At 68.6% G+C, this 21,381-nt stretch carries 19 protein-coding genes; 13 read left to right on the top strand and 6 right to left on the bottom strand.

Annotated features, from left to right (window positions below; all coding sequences use genetic code 11):
- Positions 1-6 precede the first annotated feature (6 nt).
- The gene (ctaE, locus tag JOE55_RS01760) at positions 7-642 is read right to left on the bottom strand and encodes an aa3-type cytochrome oxidase subunit III (RefSeq protein WP_024290355.1); all 636 of its coding nucleotides are present in this window, start codon (positions 640-642) and stop codon (positions 7-9) included.
- A gap of 154 nt (positions 643-796) precedes the next feature.
- Here ctaE and trpD point away from each other — a divergent pair, with 154 nt between their 5' ends.
- Complete coding sequence (gene trpD, locus JOE55_RS01755) at positions 797-1,864, top strand: anthranilate phosphoribosyltransferase (RefSeq protein ID WP_024290356.1); 1,068 nt, start codon at positions 797-799, stop codon at positions 1,862-1,864.
- A 116-nt stretch (positions 1,865-1,980) separates the two neighbouring features.
- On the opposite strand, the gene JOE55_RS01750 is transcribed toward trpD, so the two are convergent.
- A complete protein-coding gene (locus JOE55_RS01750) occupies positions 1,981-2,259 on the bottom strand; it encodes an Lrp/AsnC family transcriptional regulator (RefSeq protein WP_006215862.1) in 279 nt (92 codons plus the stop codon).
- 102 nt (positions 2,260-2,361) lie between these two features.
- On the bottom strand, positions 2,362-2,769 hold the full coding sequence (locus JOE55_RS01745; RefSeq protein WP_082803494.1) for a DUF3054 domain-containing protein: 408 nt from the start codon (positions 2,767-2,769) through the stop codon (positions 2,362-2,364).
- Between the two features lie 156 nt (positions 2,770-2,925).
- Here JOE55_RS01745 and tpx point away from each other — a divergent pair, with 156 nt between their 5' ends.
- On the top strand, positions 2,926-3,420 hold the full coding sequence (gene tpx / locus JOE55_RS01740) for a thiol peroxidase (protein ID WP_204781835.1): 495 nt from the start codon (positions 2,926-2,928) through the stop codon (positions 3,418-3,420).
- A gap of 79 nt (positions 3,421-3,499) precedes the next feature.
- Here tpx and JOE55_RS01735 read toward each other — a convergent pair whose 3' ends face one another.
- The 3 genes from JOE55_RS01735 to JOE55_RS01725 all read right to left on the bottom strand — a co-directional run bounded on the left by JOE55_RS01735 (position 3,500) and on the right by JOE55_RS01725 (position 7,663).
- Positions 3,500-5,047 carry an MFS transporter gene (locus JOE55_RS01735; RefSeq protein WP_204781834.1) on the bottom strand — a complete coding sequence of 516 codons (1,548 nt, stop codon included), beginning with the start codon at positions 5,045-5,047 and terminating at the stop codon, positions 3,500-3,502.
- 43 nt (positions 5,048-5,090) lie between these two features.
- A complete protein-coding gene (gene arfB / locus JOE55_RS01730; protein ID WP_058872237.1) occupies positions 5,091-5,534 on the bottom strand; it encodes an alternative ribosome rescue aminoacyl-tRNA hydrolase ArfB in 444 nt (147 codons plus the stop codon).
- An 83-nt stretch (positions 5,535-5,617) separates the two neighbouring features.
- Positions 5,618-7,663 (bottom strand): S8 family serine peptidase, encoded by a 2,046-nt coding sequence (locus JOE55_RS01725; RefSeq protein WP_204781833.1) that lies wholly within the window; start codon positions 7,661-7,663, stop codon positions 5,618-5,620.
- A 309-nt stretch (positions 7,664-7,972) separates the two neighbouring features.
- On the opposite strand from JOE55_RS01725, the gene JOE55_RS01720 reads away from it, so the two are divergent.
- From JOE55_RS01720 to wecC, 11 genes are all read left to right on the top strand, one after another.
- Complete coding sequence (locus tag JOE55_RS01720) at positions 7,973-8,233, top strand: type B 50S ribosomal protein L31 (RefSeq protein WP_006215670.1); 261 nt, start codon at positions 7,973-7,975, stop codon at positions 8,231-8,233.
- A gap of 344 nt (positions 8,234-8,577) precedes the next feature.
- A complete protein-coding gene (locus JOE55_RS01715) occupies positions 8,578-9,648 on the top strand; it encodes an LCP family protein (protein WP_204781832.1) in 1,071 nt (356 codons plus the stop codon).
- Positions 9,645-10,862: a glycosyltransferase gene (locus tag JOE55_RS01710; RefSeq protein ID WP_204781831.1), complete on the top strand. Its 1,218-nt coding sequence runs from the start codon at positions 9,645-9,647 to the stop codon at positions 10,860-10,862. Before JOE55_RS01715 ends, JOE55_RS01710 begins: the two co-directional genes overlap by 4 nt.
- Positions 10,859-12,676: a glycosyltransferase family 4 protein gene (locus JOE55_RS01705; RefSeq protein ID WP_204781830.1), complete on the top strand. Its 1,818-nt coding sequence runs from the start codon at positions 10,859-10,861 to the stop codon at positions 12,674-12,676. Before JOE55_RS01710 ends, JOE55_RS01705 begins: the two co-directional genes overlap by 4 nt.
- A 19-nt stretch (positions 12,677-12,695) precedes the next feature.
- The gene (locus tag JOE55_RS01700) at positions 12,696-13,601 is read left to right on the top strand and encodes an ABC transporter permease (protein ID WP_204781829.1); all 906 of its coding nucleotides are present in this window, start codon (positions 12,696-12,698) and stop codon (positions 13,599-13,601) included.
- Positions 13,588-14,487, top strand: coding sequence for an ABC transporter ATP-binding protein (locus JOE55_RS01695; RefSeq protein WP_239546372.1), 900 nt, complete (start codon positions 13,588-13,590; stop codon positions 14,485-14,487). The genes JOE55_RS01700 and JOE55_RS01695 overlap by 14 nt, the downstream gene beginning before the upstream one ends.
- Positions 14,488-14,560: 73 nt before the next feature.
- A complete protein-coding gene (locus tag JOE55_RS01690; protein WP_338125391.1) occupies positions 14,561-16,489 on the top strand; it encodes a glycosyltransferase family protein in 1,929 nt (642 codons plus the stop codon).
- A gap of 313 nt (positions 16,490-16,802) precedes the next feature.
- Complete coding sequence (locus JOE55_RS01685; RefSeq protein WP_204781826.1) at positions 16,803-17,060, top strand: hypothetical protein; 258 nt, start codon at positions 16,803-16,805, stop codon at positions 17,058-17,060.
- Positions 17,057-18,190, top strand: coding sequence for a CgeB family protein (locus tag JOE55_RS01680; protein WP_204781825.1), 1,134 nt, complete (start codon positions 17,057-17,059; stop codon positions 18,188-18,190). The genes JOE55_RS01685 and JOE55_RS01680 overlap by 4 nt, the downstream gene beginning before the upstream one ends.
- A 69-nt stretch (positions 18,191-18,259) precedes the next feature.
- Positions 18,260-19,831 carry a glycosyltransferase family 2 protein gene (locus tag JOE55_RS01675; RefSeq protein WP_204781824.1) on the top strand — a complete coding sequence of 524 codons (1,572 nt, stop codon included), beginning with the start codon at positions 18,260-18,262 and terminating at the stop codon, positions 19,829-19,831.
- Between the two features lie 235 nt (positions 19,832-20,066).
- On the top strand, positions 20,067-21,329 hold the full coding sequence (gene wecC / locus JOE55_RS01670) for a UDP-N-acetyl-D-mannosamine dehydrogenase (protein ID WP_204781823.1): 1,263 nt from the start codon (positions 20,067-20,069) through the stop codon (positions 21,327-21,329).
- Positions 21,330-21,381: the final 52 nt, after the last annotated feature.

The raw sequence follows: 21,381 nt of genomic DNA, 5'->3' as shown, positions 1-21,381 counted from the left end.
CCGGAGTCACTGCAGGAAGTAGACGATCGCGAACAGGGCGATCCAGACGACGTCCACGAAGTGCCAGTAGTAGGAGACGACGATCGCCGACGTGGCCTCGTAGTGACCGAAGCGCTTGGCCAGGAAGGCGCGCCCGATGATCACCAGGAAGGCCACGAGGCCGCCGGTCACGTGGATGGCGTGGAAGCCGGTCGTGAGGTAGAACGCCGAGCCGTAGGCCGAGGACGCGATGCCGAGGCCGTGCGACCAGAGGGTGGCGTACTCGAAGACCTGCACGGAGACGAAGAACGCGCCCATGAGGAACGTGAGGATGAACCACTCGACCATGCCCCACTTGGCGACGGAGAACAGGCCGCCGGTGCGTCGGGGCTGGAGGCGCTCGGCCGCGAAGACGCCGAACTGGCAGGTCACGGAGGACAGCACCAGCACGATGGTGTTCACGGTGGCCAGGGGGATGTTGAGCAGCGAGGCGCCCTCATCCCAGACCTCGGGAACCGTGGCGCGCAGCGTGAAGTACATCGCGAACAGGCCGGCGAAGAACATGACTTCGGAGGCCAGCCACACGATGGTCCCCACTGCGGTGAGGTTCGGGCGGTTGATGACCGGGGCGGGTCGCGCTGGGGCATGGGTTGCAGTCGTCACGATCGACATTATGTCGCCAAACGGTCCTGCGAACCAACTGAGACACCCCGGTGAGAACCATGGGATTCCGTTCCCTTCCGGGAATGCATGAGCTGGGCAGGACCCTGCCTCGGGGCGGGCTGTGCCGGCTGGGGCCCGGGGATAGAGTCGCACCGTGACTTCGAACAGCGAGATCCCCACGCACCCCTCGGCGCCGCTGGACTGGCCCGAGCTCACCACCTCCCTGATCCAGGGCCGCGATCTCAGTGCGGAGCAGGCATGGTCGGCCATGGACGCGGTCATGCGCGGCGACGTCCAGGACATCGCCCTGGCCGGGTTCCTGGTCGCGCTGCGGGCCAAGGGGGAGAGCGTCGACGAGCTCAAGGGGCTGGCCGACGCGATGGTCTCCCACGCCCGCCCGCTCGATGTGCCCGGCCCGGCCGTGGACATCGTGGGCACGGGCGGGGATCGCCTGCGCTCCGTGAACATCTCCACCATGTCCGCGCTCGTGGCCGCCGGCGCCGGCGCCCGGGTGGTCAAGCACGGCAACCGCGCCTCGTCGTCCAAGTCCGGCTCGGCGGACTGCCTCGAGGCTCTCGGCGTGCAGCTGGACATGCCCGTGTCCATGGTGGAGTCCTGTGCTCGGGAGGTCGGGATCACCTTCTGCTTCGCCCAGACCTTCCACCCCTCCATGCGCTTCGCCGCCGGCGCCCGCAAGGCGCTGGGCGTGGCCACGGCCTTCAACTTCCTGGGCCCGATCTCCAACCCGGCGCTCGTGGAGGCCTCCGCGATCGGCGTGGCCGACCGCGCGCTGGCGCCCGTGATGGCGGGAGTGTTCCGGGATCGCGGCCACCGCGCTCTGGTCTTCCGCGGCGGCGACGGGCTCGACGAGCTGACCATCACCGAGTCCTCGGAGGTCTGGGAGGTCCGCGACGGCGAAATCACCGAGCACGTGCTCGAGCCGCAGGACTTCGGAATGCCGCGCGGCACGGTCGAGGACCTGCGGGGCCAGGACGCCGAGTACAACGCGGCAGTGGCCCGCCGGATCCTCTCCGGGGAGTTCGGCCACGTGCGCAACACGGTCCTGCTGAATGCGGCCTCGGCCCTGATGGCCCTCGATGAGGCTCCGGTCGGCTCCTTCCAGGAGCGCATGGCCGCGGCGATCGAGCGCGCCGCGCAGTCCCTGGACACCGGTGCCGCCCAGCGGGTGCTGGATCGCTGGATCGCGCACTCGCGGAGCTGAGCCCAGAGCTGCCCAAGAGCCGGCACAGCAGCGCCGGACGAGCACGCGGCCCCGGGGCGATCACTCGATCGTCCCGGGGCCGCGTGCTCGCGCAGCGCGTCAGCGCTGGTGCGGCATCAGTCCATGCCGAGGGAGAAGGCCTCCTCGAGGTCGTGGCTGCTGTAGGTGCGGAAGGCGATCTGGGTGACCGTCTCCTGGATGCCCCGGACCTTGGAGAGCCGATCGGCGATGACGTCCGAGAGCTCCTCGTGGCGACGCACGCGCACCAGGGCGATGAGGTCCCACTCGCCGGTGACCGAGTAGACCTCGGAGACGCCGCGCAGATCCGAGACCTCCTGGGCGATCTCGGGGATCCGCTGCGGATCGGTGCTGATCATGACGATGGCGGTGAACATGCTGCCTCCTGGCGAACGTGGGGCTCGGGTCCGCGAAGGGCCCGGAAGACTCGTGGTCTCCACTGTATCCGCGGGCCCATGCCGGCTCGTGGGTGGAGCGCTTCAGCGGCGCACGCGCACCACGACGGACGCGATCAGGCGCCAGCCCAGCAGGAAGACCAGCAGCACCGAGGCCGTCACGAGCAGGAACGACACCGGGGCGCCGTCGCCTGCGGCCACGCGCAGCAGGGCGCCGACCACGACCGTCAGAGCCCAGATGATCAGCCCGGAGACCAGCTCGCGGCCAGGGCGGCGCAGGAAGGCCACGGCCAGCCAGCCGACGCCGAGCCCCACCAGGAACGGCCATGCCGCATCGAAGAACAGCCAGGCGCTGCCGTCGTGGGAGGACTTGCCGATCGCGCCGAAGAGGCAGACGAGGAACGCATCGAGGACGACCCAGAGGATCACGAAGGGCTGGATGCGCTTGGCCGGCTCGCGGCTGACTTCGACTTCAGGTACAGGTCCGGTCATTTTCTCTCTACTTTCACGTTCATGTTGAATCTCCGTGGCCGCTCGTCGGATCTTGTGAACGACCCGATCAGGGTGCTTCCATCATCCCCCATCGGCTCGTCCTCGGCATGAGCGACCCCGTGACCCGAGACCGGTTCGGCGGCTAAGGTCGTCCTCATGGAAACCGCATTCAAGGCAGAACTCGTCCACACTGTCGGAGAGCTCCCGCAGGTCGCTCAGTCCGCTCCGGACTTCGAGCTCGTGAGCTCCGAGCTGGCTCCGGTCCGCACCGCGGACTTCAGCGGGCGTCGGCTCGTGCTCAACATCTTCCCGAGCGTCGACACCGGGACCTGCGCGGCCTCGGTCCGCCGCTTCAACGAGCTCGCCGTGGGCTTCGAGGGCACCGATGTCCTGTGCGTGTCCAAGGACCTCCCGTTCGCCCAGGCCCGCTTCTGCGGAGCCGAGGGCATCGAGAACGTCTTCGTGGCCTCGGCCTTCCGCTCGAGCTTCGGCGAGGACTACGGCGTGACCATGGTCGACGGCCCCTTGGCCGGTCTGCTGGCGCGCAGCATCGTGGTGCTCGATGCCGAGTCCAACGTCATCTACACCCAGCTCGTTCCGGAGATCGCTGATGAGCCGGACTACGACGCCGTGATCAACCTGCTGTCCTGATCACAGCCGCCCCGCACGACGAGGGGCCGGCAGCCGCGACTGCGGCTGCCGGCCCCTCGTCGTACCGACCTGCTCGGCTTCAGCGCACTTCCCGGCGCGTCGAGCCTCCGATGCGCCCGCCATCCGGATCGGTGAGGGCGTCGGCGACCGCGACGATCAGCGCGATCACGACGATGCCTCCGATGATCAGGTAGGCGGCGTCTGCGGCGCGGTCCGCGCCCTGGGGCAGCAGGAAGAAGTAGATGCCGGTGACGCCCGCCGAGCCCACGGCCGTGCCGATGCGCTGGCCGGTCTGCATGATGGCCGAGGCGGTGCCGCCCTCGGCCACGGGGACCTCGCGCAGCGTGAGCGTCTGGTTGGGGCTGGTGACCATGCCGGCGCCGAAGCCGATGGGCGCCATGACCGCGCCGAGCATCCACAGGGGAGCATCCCCGGCGACGATGTGCGGGGTCACCAGGAGTGTGCCGGTGATGCCCGCCAGGACCACGACCAGGCCGATCACCACGGTCCAGCGTCCGATCCGGGTGACCAGCCGCCCGCCGAGCTGCGCCGCCAGTGCCGTGAGCACGGCTCCGGGCAGACCCAGGAGGCTGGCGACCAGGGCGGATTGGCCCAGGCCCTGCTGGACAAGCTGAGCCTGGATCACCCAGATGGTGGTGCCGCCGGTGAAGTAGATCCCGATCATCAGGGTCCCCAGCGAGTAGCTGCGGATGCGGAACAGGCGCAAATCGACCATGGGGGCCTTGCCGCGGGCCTGATAGCGCCGCTCCCACACGACCCACGCAGCAGTGAGGATCAGTCCGACGGGCAGCAGCGCCCAGGCCGCTGTGTACTGCTCGGCCAGCATGAACGGCAGCATGACGGTCAGCACGGCCACCGCCAGCATGACGGCGCCGATCGGGTCCAGGTCGTGCGAGCGGCGCTGAGTCGTGGTGCGGCTGGGTCCGAGGTCGAGCCAACGGGTGGACAGCGCCAGGATGATCAGGCCCAGCGGCACGTTGATGCCGATCGTGGAGCGCCAGCCGAGTCCCGGGGGCAGCATGCCGATCAGAAGCCCGCCCATGATGGGCCCGATCGCCACGGCCACGCCCACGATCCCGCCGAAGTAGCCGAAGGCCCGGGCTCGCTCGCTGCCCCGGTAGTGCTGCTGGATCAGCCCGGAGACCTGGGGATTGATCAGGCCGGAGCCGATCCCCATGAACACGCGCGAGAGGTTGAGCATCAGCGGGGTCGGAGACAGGGCCGCCGCGAGCGAGGCGATGGTGAACAGGGCCATGCCCGCCACGAACAGCCGCTCCCGGCCGAACAGGTCCCCGGCTCGTCCGGCGGCGACCAGCACGACTCCGAAGGACAGGGCGTATCCGGAGAGCACCCACTGCAGGTCGCTCGAGCTTGCTCCCAGATCGCGCTGGATGGACGGCAGCGCCACGTTGATGATGCTGACGGCCACCAGCGCCATGAACAGCGAGGCCAGCAGCACGGCCAGGATGCGGCCGCGGCGGGGATCGGGCACGAACTCGGAGTCGTCGTCCGGGGCCCGCGGCGGGGGCGCCGAGCCCTCCGCGTAGACGTCTCCGGTGAAGGGGTGAGGGTCGTGGGATCCACGGCGGTCGTCGGATGCGGGCATTCAGCGGATTCTACTCCGGGGAGCCGACTCCTGCGGTGGGCGCTCAGCCGTCCCAGCCCGGACGGCCGCGATCGGCCTTGATCCGTCCGCGGTGCTTCTTGGCCTGGAGCCGCCGGCGCTGGGAGCCCCGCGTGGGCTTGGTCGGTCGACGCGGGACCGGTGGAGCCATGGCCCCGCGCAGCAGCTCGGCCATCCGCTCGCGGGCGGCCTTGCGGTTGCGGAACTGCGAGCGGTGCTCGGCGGCCTCGATGATCAGCTCGGTGCCGGCCAGCCGCGGCTCGAGGGCAGACAGCGCGCGGCGGCGCTGGTCGTCGCTGAGCGCCGAGCACGAGCCGAGGTCAAGGCGCAGCTGCACCCGAGAGTCGGTCGTGTTCACGGACTGCCCGCCGGGTCCCGAGGAGCGCACAAACTGCTCGTGCAGCTCGGCGGCGGGGATGACGAGACCCCGCGGGAGGCCGGGGCCCGTGCGGATCCTCAGATCCTCCATGGGGTCACCGTCCTCTCCGCGGGGTCTCATGACGCCGCAGGCGGTGCGGCGTCAGGGCCGCTTCAGATGCTTCAGCCGACCGATCAGTTCTCGAAACGATAGAGGAAGGCGGCCATGGCGTCGCGGTGGGTCTGATCCAGCGGGCGGAAGGTGCCGTCGTTCCAGCCGGTGGTGATGCCCTGGGCGTTCATCCAGTGGATCTCCTTGTAGAAGGCGGATCCGGCGGGGACGTCCTTGAAGGAGGTGGTCCGCGGTGCGGTGTAGGACGGGGAGCCGGCCATGCGGTAGAGCAGCGCGGCGGTGGCGTTGCGGTCGATGTCGTTCAGGGGGCGGAAGGTGCCGTCGGACCAGCCCTTGAGCAGGCCTTCGGAGCGGGCCCAGGTGATCTCCTTGTAGAAGGCCGACTGCGGGGTCAGGTCCTTGTAGGGGGAGACGCGCGGCGGGGTGTAGGCGGGGGAGCCTGCCATGCGGTAGGCCACGGCGGCCATGGCGTTGCGGTCGATGTTCTCGGTGGGGCGGTAGGTGCCGTCCGACCAGCCGTTGAGGTACTTCTTGTTCTTGGCCCAGGTAATCTCGGTGGCGAACTGATTGCTGGCCGAGACATCGCGGAACGGGCCGGCGGCCTGCGGCTTGGTCGCGGGCTTGGTGGGTGCGACGGCGCGGACGGCATCGGCGGGGGAGACCTGCAGGCGGCCCAGCGGACCGGTCGAGGTCGACTTGAGCGTCCGCTCGATCTGGGCCGGGGTCAAGTCCGGGTTGGCCTCGAGCATCATGGCCACGGTGCCGGAGACGAACGGGGTGGCCATCGAGGTGCCGTTCTTGTAGCCGTAGCTCGCTCGTGTGGGTCCGGTGGTGCCGGCGTCGATGGTCGAGATGATCGAGTACTGGGTGCCGTGCCCGCCGGGAGCCAGGACGTCGACGTTGGGACCGGTGTTCGAGTAGGAGGCCACTTGGCCGTTCTCATCAGCCGCGCCCACGGCGATCACGTTGCTGCAGTTGGCGGGCGGGTACATGTTCGCGTTGTCCGCGGAGTTCCCGGCCGCCACGACGACCGGCACGTTGGACCCGACTGCGTAGTCGATCGCCGACTGCATGGTGCGCCCGCACTGTCCGTACAGGGCCAGCGACATGTTGATGACGTCGGATGGGTTGCGGTTCACGGCCCCGCCGATGGTCTGTCCTGCGGCGTAGCGGATGCCGTCCGCGATATCGGACTCGTAGCCGTAGGTGCAGCTGCCGAGCACGCGCACCGGCTGGATGCTCGCGTCGCGGGCCACGCCGGCGATGCCGATGCCGTTGTTCGTGGACGCGGCGGCGATGCCGGCCACGTGGCTGCCGTGCCACGTCGCCTGGCACCTCGAGCTCTTGTTGTCACCGGGGTCGCTGGGATCGGCGTCGCGCCCGTTGCCGTCGACCGGGAAGTCGGCCGGGTAGGGCGAGACGAAGTCGTAGCCGGACACGCGCTTGGCGTCGAGGTCCGGGTGGCGGATCAGGCCGGTGTCCAGCACGCCGATCGTGACGCCGCGGCCGGTCGCCATGCTCCACGCGTCCGGGACGCTGCGGTCCTCGAGCGTGAACTGCGAGTCGTACAGCGGGTCGTTCGTCGCCGCGGCGCGGGCGAGGCGATCGGGCTCCGCGTAGGCGACCCGCGGGTCCTCTTCGAGCTGGTCGACGAGATCGGACTGCTCCTGGACCTCGAGCTCCTCCGGGAACTCCAGGACGTCGGCGGAGTCGGCGGTCTGCTTGACCCGCTGAGGCTCGGTCTCGGCAGAGGCCGCCGCGCCCTTCGGGGCCTGGTCCTCGGTGGGCAGGATGTCGGCCTCCTGTGCGGCCTCGGCGACGATCTGCTCCTTCTGAGCCTCCGAGGTCGCCGGGTCCTCGAAGCGCACGATCACGCGAGGAGTCTCCTGGGGCACCTGCTCGTCCGCGGCGCTGTCCTGGGCCGGGCCGGTCTCGTCGAGGCCGGAGCGGTCGAGCGGCCCGGGCAGCGCGGAGTCGATCCCCTGGGAGTCCGCCTTGGCGGGGTCCTCCGCGGCCTGGGCCGGCAGCATCGACAGGGCGGGCGTCACCGCGAAGGCGACGGCCAGAGCGAGGACCATGGGGCGACGGCGCTTGGGGGATGCGGTCACGGGGTCTGCGGACAGGGGCCTCGGAGGCAGGGGTGAAGGCACGGCTGGGTCCTCTTCGGGGGGAGCGGGGGGGGGAGGAGGAGTGGTGCGGGGATCGACCGAAGGCGCAGCCGTCGTCGTCCCCCGAAGAGGGTACGTGAACATTCGAGCAATTCATCGAACTTCATCAGGTTTTATTCAGTGGCGACGGGTCCGGGCGCGTGACGCAGGGCGGGTGTACGATGTCTCGCTGGTGCCCAGCGCACCCGCACCCAAGCGTCATGGCTTCTGGCACAATCCAGCGGCCCCTCCAGCGAAGGAACACAGACCATGAAGAACGACATCCACCCGGACTACCACCCGGTGCTCTTCCGCGACCTCGCCTCCGGCAAGGTCATCCTGACCCGCTCGACTGCCACGTCGCAGAAGACCGAGACCTGGGAGGACGGCAACGAGTACCCCCTCATCGAGGTGGAGATCTCGTCCGAGTCGCACCCGTTCTACACGGGCAAGCAGCGCATCATGGACTCCGCCGGCCGCGTCGAGCGCTTCAACGCGCGCTTCAAGTCCTTCGGCAAGTCCTCTCGCTGAGGCAGCGGCCGAGCTCCGGCCTTCTTCGCGGCGCTGCCGCCGCGTCGCCGCAAGGGCCGCACCCGTCGGGGTGCGGCCCTTCGCGCGTCCTCCGACAGCCCTTCTCGCGGATCGTCATCCAGGATGCTCGGAGGTATCCCGGACAGGCTCCGATCGCACCACCGGATGAGGCCCCGGTCAGGTTCGCGGCACCCGGCAGATCTGCCGGATCAGTGAGCTTCCCCGCCGTATGATGGCTCGACCGCAGCCCCACCCCTGAACGATCCACGCAGCATCCAGGCGCTCCCGCCGTCCGAGCGGCCGCGACCGGAGCCGATCCGCTGCCAGCCCGGAGGCCCCCCAGCATGAGCAAAGACATCCAGGACGACCTGTTCGACGGCGACGGCCGTGAACCGGAGGCCGAGCGGCGGCCTCGTCGTCGCAAGCGCGGTCGCAAGATCCTGATCGCGTTCCTGATCGCCTTCCTGGTGCTCGTGATCGGCGTCATCGCGGTGATCGCCCTGTACATCGGCGGGCTCTCGCGCTCGTACGACGACAACGTGACCACCATGCCCTCCTCGGAGGCCTTCCCGGATGAGGCCGATCGTCCGGAGGACACGGAGGGCACCACGATCCTGCTGCTCGGCTCGGACAAGCGGCCCGAGGGCGGCGGCGAGCTCGGCCGCGAGGGCGAGCGAGCCGATTCGATCATGCTGATGCACATTCCCGAGGACGGCGGCGAGATCTACGTCATGTCCGTCATGCGCGACACCTGGGTCGACATCCCCGGTGTGGGCGAGGCCAAGATCAATGCGGCCTACCAGAACGGCGGCATGCCGCTGATGGTCGAGACGCTCGAGGGGCACTTCGACACCCGGATCGACGAGGTCATGGCCGTCGACTTCGAGGGCTTCGAGGGCCTGGTCGATGCCCTGGGTGGAGTGACTGTGGACGTCCCGGAGTCGTTCACCACCGAGAACGGCGACGTCTACGAGGCCGGTCCCACCACGATGGACGGCGAGGCCGCCCTGACGTTCGCCCGTGAGCGCCACTCCTTCGCGGACGGCGACTACACACGCGTGGAGAACCAGCGCGCGTTCATCCAGGCGCTGCTCGATCGGTTCCTGGAGCCCGAGGTCCTGGCCAATCCCGGAAAGATCTCCGACATCGTGAGCACGATCTCCCCGTACCTCACGGTCTCCGATGGCCTGGACTCCGGCTACATCCGCGGTCTGGTGCCCAAGATGGTCGGCGTCTCGCGCTCGGACATCCACATGTTCACGGTCCCGACGAACGGCATCGGAACCTCCGACGACGGCCAGTCGGTCGTGCTCCCGGACGAGGAGGCCATGAAGGAGATCGGCGACGCCATCGACGACGGCACGCTGGATGAGCACTACCAGGAGCTCTCCGCGGACGACGGGAGCGGCCTGTGAGCCCAGCGCGTTCCAACGCGCTGCTCCTGGCCCACTCCTACTGGCCTGAGCACTCACCGCCGCAGCGCCGCTGGCAGTCCCTGATCCCGCACCTGGTGCAGCGGGGCTGGCAGATGACGGTCGTGGCACCGGTGGCCCACTACGGGTTCGGCCCGGACGCTGATCGCTCCTCCCGCGGCAGGGTGGGGCGCGGTCGGCCGGGGCCGGTGGGCGAGACGATCGTGCGGGTCCCGTATCTCACGGCCCGCGACGCCCGCTTGCCCAAGCTCGTGGATCAGCTGGTCACCGCCGGCGGCAGCGCGCTGCGCACCCTGACGGTGCGCGGGCACTGCGTGGTGATCGTGACGGCGCCGTCGCTGCCGCTGCTGGCCAGCGGCTGGTTGGCCGCGCGGCTGAGGGGGAAGCCTCTCGTCGTGGAGATGCGCGATGCCTGGCCGAACCTCGCTACGGAGGCCGGGGTCCTGCAGGGCCGTGCCCAGCGGATCATCAACCGGGCCGTGGAGTCGGTCCAGGACAGGGCGGATCTTGTCGTCACCGTGACCGAGGGCTTCGCCGAGACGCTGCGGGAGCGCGGTGTGCGACAGGTCCGCACGGTGCGCAACGGCGTGCGCCTGGAGCAGACACCGGTGCTGGATCCGCCGCCGCTGGTCCGCGACCGGCTGGAGGTGCTGTACCTGGGCAATCATGGTGAGAGCCAGCGCCTGGAGCGACTGATCGAGGCCGCTGCCCAGGTCGGCTCGGACATGCGGCTGACCCTGGTGGGGCAGGGCTCGCAGAAGCCCGAGCTGCGGCGCATCGCGGCCGCACTGGGAGCTCCCGTGCGCTTCCTGGGCCCGGCGTATCGCGACGAGGTCTTCGAGCTGTACCGACAGGCCGATTCGCTGGTGGTCTCCCTGCGCGATGACTGGAAGTCGTTCGAGGCCACGGTGCCCTCCAAGACCTACGAGGTCATGGCGGTGGGCCGTCACCTCACCGCAGTGGTCCGCGGCGAGGCCGCTCGGATCCTCCAGGACGCCGGCGCGGGCGATGTGGTGGGCTCCAGCGCACAGGAGATCGCGGGGCTGTGGCGCGGTCTGATCGAGGACCGGTCCCGGCTGATGACGGACGGCTCGGGCAGGACCTGGGTGGCGGACAACGCCGACTTTGCAGACCTAGCCGAGCGCTACGACAGCATCCTGCGGGAGGTCGTCGACAACGGGAAAGGGCGCCGATGAGCAGACGAGAGCGCACGCAGCGCCTGGATCCGCGCCTGCGCCATGTGAGCCTGCTGGCGCGCACGGCGTGGGAGCACCTCGGTGGGGACCCCGCGGTCTTCGCCCTGCAGGTCTCCCGACGCCTGCCGAGCGCCGTGAGCGCCCGGGCGGGACGAGCGCTGGTCAGCCTGGGCTCGAGGCTGCCGTCCGTCGGCGCGCTGGGGCTGAGCCTGGTGGGGGAGCAGGAGGCGCTCGGGCAGGGCTTCGACAGCGCGCAGCTGCAGGACCCGGTCTCCCCGGCGGTCCTGCGCAGGCTGGCCGAGATCGCCATCGCCTCGGACCGCCCCGACGACGCCTTCCGCCTCACCGCGGCGATCTCGGGACCGGACGCTCCCACCGGGATGGCGGGGACCCTGGCCAGACGGGACACCCAGCTCGGGGCTCTGGGCCAGGCACTGGTCCCGCTGCAGCGCGATTGGCTGCTCGGCACCGCCACGCGCGGGGAGCACGAGCAGCTGCTGCGCCTGGCCGACGAGCGCGCTCAGCTGCACGGGAGGTCGCCGAGCCTGCGCGGGCCGTCGGAGCCGTATCGGCCCCAGCCGCGCACGGTCGTGCACGTGCTCACCAACTCCCTGCCGCACACCGCCAGCGGGTACGCGGTGCGCTCCCACGCCCTGCTCAGCGCCCAGGCGGCTGCGGGCTGGCAGGTCCACGCACAGACCCGGCCGGGCTATCCGGCCCAGGTGGGCCGGCTCGGGGCGCGCGACCTCGAGGTCATCGACGGCGTGCACTACCACCGCATCAGCCCGGCGAGCCTGCCGCGCACGGCCTCCGGGCGCCTGCAGCTGCAGGCCGAGCAGCTGCTCGCCCTGTGCCTGGAGGTGCGCCCGGCGGTGCTGCACACCACCACGCACTACGTGAACGCCATGGTGGTCCGGGAGGTCGCCGAGACCCTGGGCATCCCCTGGGTCTACGAGGTCCGCGGCCAGCTCGCGGACACCTGGGCCTCGCGCCGTCCGCCGGTCTCGCGGGTCTCCGAGCGCTACACCTGCTTCCAGCAGCGCGAGGCCGAGGCCATGGTGGCCGCCGACGACGTCGCGACCCTGGGCGCGGCCATGTCCCAGCGAGTCGAGGAGGTCACCGAGGGTCGCGTGCCGGCCTCCCGCGTGCGCCTGTGCCCCAACGCCGTGGGTGCTGACCATGCCGCCGAGCCGCAGCCGGTGGAGAAGGTCCGGGCGCAGCTGGGCCTGGAGGCCCTGGGGATCCCGGAGGGCCAGTACCTGGTCGGCACGGTCTCCTCGATCGTGGACTACGAGGGCCTGGACGACCTGGTCCGCGCGGTGGCGCTGCTGCCCGAGCAGATCACCGCGGTGATCGTCGGCGACGGCGCCGCCCGTCCCGGCTTGGAGGCCCTGGCTCGCGAGCTGGGCGTGGCGCACCGGGTGGTCTTCCCTGGTCGCGTGGATCGTGCAGCGGCCCTGCAGTGGCAGCGCGCGCTCGACGTCTTCGTGGTGCCGCGCCGGGATCGCGAGGTCACCCGCTCGGTCACGCCGCTGAAGCTCGCGGAGGCCTCGGCCTGTGCGGTGCCGGTCATCGCCTCGGACCTGCCAGCGCTGGCCGAGCTCGTGGACGACGGCGTCACCGGCCTGCTGGTGCCTCCGGAGGACCCGGAATCCCTGGCCGACGCGGTGCGGCGTCTGTGGGCCGAACCGGGTACGGGATCTAGACTCGGTCGGGCCGGTCGCGAGGCCGTGCTGCACGAGCGGACCTGGGAGGCCGTGGCCGCCAGCACGCTGGCGCGCTACGACGAGCTCACGGCCATGGATACCAGATGAGACGGACGAAGGAGGCGGGATGAGAGGGGTGACTGACGACCTCTTCGAGGACTCGCCGGCAGAGCCGCGGCCTCGGCGCGTGCACTACGACCCCTCCGGCCTGGAAGCCGTCGGCGTGCGGCCTCCGCTGGGCAAGTACCTGCGCGAGCTGTGGGGAGCCCGGCACTTCGTGCTCTACGACGCCCGGGTGAGGCTGTCGGTGAGCCAGGAGCACACGTTCCTGGGCAAGATCTGGCTGATCCTCAATCCGATGCTGCTGGGGTTCACCTTCTACCTGATCTTCGGACTGCTGCTGGGCACCAGTCGCGGGATCGAGAACTTCCTGGGCTACCTGATCATCGGCCTGATGATGTTCCTCTACACGGCGCGGTCCTTCACCGCTGGCGCCAAGAGCATCTCCGGGGGCAAGAACCTCATCCGCGGCTTCTCGTTCCCACGGGCGGCGCTGCCGCTGGGCGTGGTGGTCCGCGAGGCCCTGAGCCAGCTGTACGTGCTCGTGGCCATGTTCCTGTTCATCATGCTGGCCCCGCCGTCGGAGGCGATCACGCCGCTGTGGCTGCTGGTGATCCCCATTTTCGCGCTGCAGACGGCGTTCAACTGGGGTGCGGGCATGCTCTTCGCTCCGCTCGTGCACCGCATCCCGGACGTGGCGAACCTGATCTCGCTGGGCACGCGCCTGTGGCTCTACGCCTCAGGTCTGTTCTACGACCCGTCGCGGTTCACGGACGATCCGCGGATCCTGGCGCTGTTCCATCTCAACCCGCTGTACCAGGTGCTGGACATGACCCGCGATGCCGTCCTCTACGAGACCGCGCCGTCGTTGAATTCGTGGCTCATCCTGATCGGGTGGGCAGTACTCGCCCTGGTGGTCGGCCTGCTGGTGTTCTGGTGGAACGAGGAGAGCTATGCCGATGAGAAGCGATGAGGCGGCCGTCGAGGTGCCCGCGGGTGCCTCGGCACGGGGCGGGGTCGTGCGCGATCCCGCCGTCGTGGTCGACGACGTCACCATGGTCTACCGGGTGACCAGCACCGGCGGCGAGGACGAGCAGAAGCTCCCGCTGCCCACGCGCCTTGCCAGGCGCGCGCTGGGCCGACCCCCGCAGGTCGACAACCAGGCGCTGACGAACGTGAACCTGCTCGTGGATCAGGGGGAGTTCGTGGGCTTTGTGGGCCGCAACGGCTCCGGCAAGTCCACTCTGATGAACATCGTGGCCGGGCAGATGAACCCCACCTCCGGACGCGTGTGGGCCATCGACCGTCCGTCGAAGCTCGGCGTGAGCGTGTCCCTGGTGCCTGCACTGTCTGGGGAGCGCAACATCCGCCTTGGCTGCTTGGCCCAGGGGATGACCCCGCAGCAGGTGGACGACGTCATGGACGAGCTCGTGGATGTCGCAGCGCTCGGCAAGGCCCTTCACTGGCCCATGAAGGCCTACTCCTCGGGCATGGCCGCGCGCCTGCGCTTCGCGGTGGCCACGGCCACCAACCCCGAGGTGCTCATCCTGGATGAGGCCCTGGGCACCGGCGACGCACAGTTCCAGGCCCGCGGCAAGGCCCGCATGACTGAGATCCGCGACAACGCCGGCTGCGTGCTGTTCGTCTCGCACTCCATGGCGGAGATCCGCAACCTGTGCACTCGCCTAGTCTGGATCGACGCCGGAGAGGTCATCGCCGACGGCCCCGTCCCGGAGGTCCTCGAGGACTATGAGAGCTACATGAAGAAGCTGGCGGGCGGGAATCTGAACAGCGCCCAGAAGTTCCGTGATGACGCCAAGGAGCAGCTGGCACCCCTGCAGCTGGTGCGCTCCACCTGATACTGCCTGCCCCGCCCGGTCGTGCCCCGCCCCCCCCCGGAGGCATGTGAGTGAGAGGACCCCCGCCTTGTCCGTGAGCAAGTCCCCCCAGAGATCAGTCTCCGCCGCCTCGCTGGCGGATTCCGTCCGGCAGCTGCGCCTCCTGGCGTGGCATTTGCGCCGAGGCGGCGTGCAGCAGGCCCGCAAGAGCCTGCGCCGCCGTCGTCTCCCGGGTGGGAGCACGGGGGCCATCCGCCTGCGCGACGGCCGGCTCAGCTTCCCCCCGAGCCCTTGGCCGGAGCAGTGGAACCGCTCGTTCGGCGATGTCACGGCGGCCACGATCCTGGACGACTTCTCCTCCCGGGCGTTCGACTGCGAGTGGAATCAGGTGCCGCTGACGCGGGCCGGATGGCGGGAGCAGCTCGAGCAGCACCAGCCGGATCTGCTGTTCGTGGAATCCGCGTGGCACGGCAACCAGGACGAGTGGCAGTACCAGCTCACCGGCGCCTCGGGCGTCAAGGAGCCCTTCCGCGAGATGGTCGCCGAGTTCCGGCGCCGAGGGATCCCCACCGTGTTCTGGAACAAGGAGGACCCGCCCCACTACGACGACTTCCTGGAGTGCGCAGGGCTCTTCGACGTCGTCCTGACCAGCGACTCCAACCGGATCGAGCACTACCGCCGCGACCTGGGCCACGACCGGGTGGGGGTCCTGGCCTTCGCCGCGCAGCCGGCCGTGCACTCGCCGGTGCGCCGAGACCGGGGCTTCGACTCCCGGGAAGTCGCCTTCGGCGGCATGTACTTCGCGCACAAGTTCCCGCAGCGCCGCGAGCAGATGGACCTGCTGCTGGGCGGGGCCATGGACGTCTCGCCCAAGATGCGCATGGGCCTGGAGATCTTCTCCCGCTACCTGGGCGACGACGAGCGCTATCAGTTCCCCGCGCCGCTGGACGGGCGCGTGGCGGGCTCCCTGGACTACGCCCAGATGCTGACGGCCTATCAGTCCTACAAGGTCTTCCTCAACGTGAACTCGGTAGTCGACTCGCCGTCCATGTGCGCCCGTCGCGTCTTCGAGATCCTCTCGCGCGGCACCGCCGTGGTCTCGACCCCCTCGGCGGCCGTGGGGGAGTACTTCCCGCAGGAGGAGCTGCCCGTGGTCGCCACGCGCGAGCAGGCGGCCGATGTCATCCGGGCGCTGGTGCGCTCCAAGCAGCTGCGGGATCGCACCGTGCGCAAGGCTCAGCGCCGCGTGTGGGCCCAGCACACGTACACGCACCGGGTGGCCTCCGTGCTGGATCTGACGCTGCCGCGCGAGGACGGCGGCTCCTGGCTGCCGTCGACGCCGTCCGTGTCGGTGCTGCTGTCCACGAACCGCCCGCAGAACCTCGGCCAGGCCATGGATTCCGTGGCCGCCCAGCGCGGAGTCGACCCGCAGCTCGTGGTGGTGTGCCATGGCTTCGATCCGGACGCGCTCCGGGTCCGGGAGCTGGCCCAGGAGCGGGGGATCCAGGACGTCGTGGTGGTCCAGGCACCGAGCGAGTGGACGCTGGGCACCTGCCTCAACGCCGGCGTGGAGGCCTCCTCCGGGGACGTGATCGCCAAGATGGACGACGACGACTGGTACGGCCCCGAGTACCTGTCCGATCAGCTGGCCATGCTGCGGGTGACCCAAGCGGATGCGGTGGGCAAGCAGGCCAGCTACCTCTATGTCCAGTCCTACGACACCACGCTGCTGCGCTTCGGCGAGCGGGAGCACCGCTGGACGGACTTCGTGCTGGGGCCCACCCTCATGGCGCCCCGACAGGTCTTCCTGGCTCACCCCTTCCGTGACCGGACGACCGGCGAGGACACCGGATTCCTGCAGGACGTCGTGGACGGCGGAGGGCGCGTCTATGCCACCGACCGCTTCAACTTCCGGCAGTTCCGCGGCGGTCACGGGCACACCTGGAACGTGACGGACCAGCATGTGATCTCCACGGGCGACGTCGTGTTCTTCGGCTCGGACACCACTCATCTGAGCATCTGACGTGGGAGTGACCGGGCCTGCCGACAATGCTGGCCGGTCTCGTGCTGGTGCATGTCATCTGAGCGTTGCCAGGCGTTTCGGTGGCATGTTCGTGCGCCGATCTGACTTATCAGGACGGATGATCTGGTGGGCTGTTTGGAGGACAGGATCTTCGGCCTTCAGAATCCTCTGAACTGGAACTCGGGAGAGCCGGCGGCCCACGTGACCCTTGGCTGTGCTGCGGCGGGAGGAGTGGCGATCTCGTGATGACGGAGACTGACGCCGACGACGCGTCGAGTGACGCCCGTGATGTCCGCGCGCTCTGCAGGAGCTGATGGCCGAGCAGGCTCGGCAGATCGAAAGGCTCTCCAAGGAGCTCGCGGCAAGCTATCGCAAGGAGCTGGTCTTCTTCGACAACCTGACGCAGCGAGACCGCAGGCTGCAGAGGCTCGAGGTACAGATCCAACAGCTTCAGACCCTTCGGGATTCTCCCGGCGGCGTCGCCCAGAGGGCCTATTGGACTGCCCGCAAGAGGGCGCAGCGCGCGTATTGGATCGCACGCAAGAAGATCCTGCAGGGCGGCAGCGCATGAATCTGGAGCAGGTGAGGCTGCGTCGCGAAGCGATCGGCAGACGTCTCGACGAGCTCCAGCAGACTCAAAAAGAGGCCCAGTACAACAGTCGGTGGTATCTCTCTCCGTTCTTCGCACGCGCTGTCCTCGAAGAGCAGTGGGACCGCCTGAGGCCGATCACGGATCCGGACGCCATGGCTGATCTGATGGCTGACGTGCTCCGCACGGATCGAGTCCAGGAGCTGCAGCAGCTGGCCGCTGACCTGCCCCAGAACCTGGGGTCCAGGTCCTTGGCCCCCCACCCGGTGCGCATCGCCATGTTCTTGGACGAGTTCCTCTACGACTCGCTGCGTGATTCGGCGCATGTCACCTATCTGCGACAGGACAACTTCCGGGAGGTCGCCCAGGAATCCGAGCTGCTGATCGTCGCCTCGACCTGGCGCGGGGACGACGACGAATGGCTCGGCAGCACCGGAGCCGAGGGCCTCGTCCGCTCGGAGGTGATCCCGGCATTCCGCCGGGCCGGAGTGCCTGTGGCCTTCTACTCGAACGAGGACCCGCCCAACTACGCCCGGTTCCTTCCGCTGGCCCAGGAAGCCGACTACGTCTTCACCTCGGCCGAAGAGGTCATCCCGGACTACCAGCGAGACTGCCCTGGAGCGCAGCAGATCCGAGCCCTGACGTTCGGCGTCAATCCCCTGGTGCACAACCCGGTGGGCTCGCGTCGGCATCGTCGGCAGGAGGTGCTCTTCGCCGGGCCCTGGCTGGATCACAAGTACCCGGAGAGGAAGGCTGCCGCTCGCAAGATCTTCGATGGCGTCGCTCAGGCTGGCCGGGACCTGCTCATCCTCGACCGGAATTCCACTCTCGGCGACCCGAGGCACTACTTCCCCCAGGAGTACCTGGAGCACGTGGGGCCTGGTGTCCCGCATGCTGATCTGATGCGCATCCAGCGCATGGTGGATGTTCAGATCAATCTGAACTCGGTCGTGGGCTCGACCACCATGTTGGCGAACCGTGCTGTGGAGCTGCAGGCCATGGGAGCGGCCGTGATCTCCAACTACAACCTGGCGCTGAACAACCTCTTCCCGAACATCCTGATCGCTGATTCGGCGTACGACACGCAGGCCATACTGGGGCAGCTGCAGTGAGACGAGCTCTATCGCCTGCACTCGCAGGGCGTGCACCGAGCGTTCTACGACCACACATCGCATCAGCGGATGGCCGAGCTGCTGCAGACCGTCGGACTGCCGACGGTCACGACGCACGGTCGTGCGCTGATGGTGGCCGACGAGGTGACTCCCGAGATCGAGCGCATCGCTGACCAGCAGTCCATCGAGGTGGACGTGCTGTCCACGGAGCAGCTGCGATCGGCTCGTGCGGCCGGTCAGCTCCAGCACACCGTGGTGCTGCCGGTCCGGAAGGACTACCGGTACCACTTCGACTATGCGCGCGCTCAGGTCAGTGCCTTCGCCTACGCGGACGTGGACTTCGTGGCCAAGAACGGCTGGGAAGCGGCAGGAGAGGTTATCTCCAAGGATGACCATGAGCAGATCGCGCAGGCTGACGACCCCTATCGGACCGCTCTGTGGCTTTCGTCCGAGGTCACGGATCGCTGGTTGGAGACCGGACGGATCGAGGGCTCCGCGTACGGAGCGGATCCCTTCGGGGTCGACGTCCAGCCGGAGACCGCTCGCTCTGCCGCGACGGCCCCCTGGGAGCGCGCGGCACCCGAGCTCACGGTCATCGTCCCGGTCTTCAACAACGGTCGCCACCTCGAGGAGAAGTGCTTCCGATCGCTGCAGCGCTCCTCGATCTTCGATCGGATGGAGATCCTTCTGGTCGATGACGGCTCGACCGACGGCATCACCCTGCAGGTGGTCCAGGACCTGGACCGTCGCTTTCCCCAGATCCGCACGCATTTCAACCCGGAAGGCGGATCGGGGAGCGCTTCCCGACCCCGCAATCAGGGCCTGGAGCTGGCGTCAGCTCCCTACATCACGTACCTGGACCCGGACAACGAGGCCGTCAACGACGGATACGCGCAGCTGCTGCAGATGGTGAAGGCCTCTGAGCTGGATTTTGCGATCGGCGACGTGACCAAGTGCACCACCGATTCTCGTCGGGTCCGCAATGCTCGATTGCTCGACAAGGTGCTGGTCGAGGATGGTCGAGGCGGCAAGATCGTGCCCGAAGGCGCCATCGCGGATATCCGGTTCCAGCCGGTGAGCATCCAGGCCCTCGTGGCGGACGCTGCGTGGCTCCGCTCGACCGGGATCCGGCAGCCGGTGGGCGCTCTCCGGCAGGACTCCTTGGCCTTTCAGCAGATGCCGCACGCGGCTCGCAGGATCGACACGCTCCACAAGCCCATCCACGTGTACTACGGCTCTGTGACCAATTCGATGGTGAACACCATCACACCGGCCTTCTACCGGAAGTATGTTCCTCTAGAGGCCGTGCGTGTGCGATGGTTGCGGGAGCACAATCTGATGGAGACCTATCAGGAGCGGCGGGCTCGACCGGTCTTCGAGGGCTGGCTGCTGGAGAAGTTCAATGAGTTCATCGCTCCGGAGCACCGCGCGGAAGCGCTGACTCTGCTCCGCGAGCTCGGCTCCGTCTACGGAATCGAGCTGGAGCCGGTCGATCCCGAGGCGCCGGAGGGCAAGCTGCGCATGGTCGAGCCGGACGCCGTCGTTGAAGTCTCCACCCCGGGACATCCCGCCGACACCGCGGCGTCTGATCGTGCGGCCAGGGTGGAGGCCTCTCTGCAGCTGGATGTCGAGAGACTCTGAGCTCTCCTCCTAGACCGTGCTCGGAGTGCTTCGAGCACGGCGAGCCTTGGGCGAAAGGCCCGCGCGCACATGGCGCCAGGGCGGAGTCCGGAAGATGACGCGCGCTGTTTCGGGGCCGAGCCCCCAGTTATGCCAAGATGTCTGCCGAATCAACAACAGAACAGCCCACAGCTCAACGACCTCTACTGGGGTCGACGCTGTACTGAGGCCCAGCGCATATCAAGGATGAGTGCACATGAGTGAGACCGAGCAGACTGTCGTGTTCGTGGGGTTGGGCTATATCGGCCTGCCGACCGCGGTGACGCTGGCGAACAGCGGTGTGCGGGTCAAGGGCGTGGATGTGAATGAGTCTGTGGTGGAGCGGGTGGCTCGTGGTGAGGTCACGATCGTGGAGCCGGGCCTGGAGGAGGAGCTCAAGCGTGCGGTGGAGTCCGGTCAGCTGACGGCTTCGACGGAGATGCAGCATGGTGATGCGTTCGTGATCGCGGTGCCGACGCCGTTCAAGGATGACTTTGTGGGGGATACCTCGTATATCGAGGCGGCTGGTCGCAGCATTGCTCCGCTGCTTGAGGGTGATGAGCTGGTGATCCTGGAGTCGACCTCGCCGCCGCAGACCACGCGTCTGCTGGGTCGGGTGCTGACGGAGGCTCGGCCGGATCTGACGGTGGATCCGGAGGAGGCGGCCCAGGGCGGTAAGAAGCTGATCCATATGGCGTACTGCCCGGAGCGGATCCTGCCCGGGCGTGCGATGGAGGAGCTGGTCACGAATGATCGGATCATCGGTGGCATGACTGCGGAGGCGGCCGCTCGGGGCAAGGCTGTGTATGCCACGTTCTGTGAGGGTGAGCTGCTGGTCACGGATGACGTCACGGCGGAGATGGCGAAGCTGACGGAGAACTCGTTCCGTGATGTGAACATCGCTTTCGCGAATGAGCTGTCGTTGATCTCGGACAAGCTGGGGATCGATGTGTGGGAGCTGATCGAGCTTGCCAATCATCATCCGCGGGTGAACATCCTGCAGCCGGGTCCGGGTGTGGGTGGGCACTGCATCGCGGTGGATCCGTGGTTCATCGTGTCCTCGGATCGGGAGAACTCGAATCTGATCCGCACGGCGCGTGAGGTCAATGACGGGAAGCCGCGGTGGGTGATCGGCAAGGTGCGTGAGGCGCTGGCTGGTCGCCAGAGGCCTGTGGTGGCGGCGCTGGGGTTGGCGTTCAAGGCGAATATCGATGATCTGCGGGAGTCGCCGGCGTTGAACATCGCCAAGGATCTGGCTGAGTCGATGCCTGAGGTCTCGGTGTTGGCGGTGGAGCCGAATGTGTCGGAGTTGCCGGAGGTGCTGTCTGGGTTGGCGAATGTGGAGCTGGCCGAGACTGCGGAGGCGATCGAGCGTGCTGATGTGGTGCTGGTGCTGGTGGATCACGATGAGTTCAAGGCTGTTCCTGCTGCGGCGCTGAAGGGCAAGGCTGTGGTGGACACCAAGGGCCTCTGGCGCTAAGTAGCCCGATCACGCTGAGAATATCCTCCATCCCCCCCCCCCGAAGCTCCAC

The organism is Kocuria palustris, from assembly GCF_016907795.1.
In the GTDB taxonomy this organism is placed as follows: Bacteria; Actinomycetota; Actinomycetes; order Actinomycetales; family Micrococcaceae; genus Kocuria; species Kocuria palustris.
This window is presented reverse-complemented; position numbering and strand designations above follow the sequence as displayed.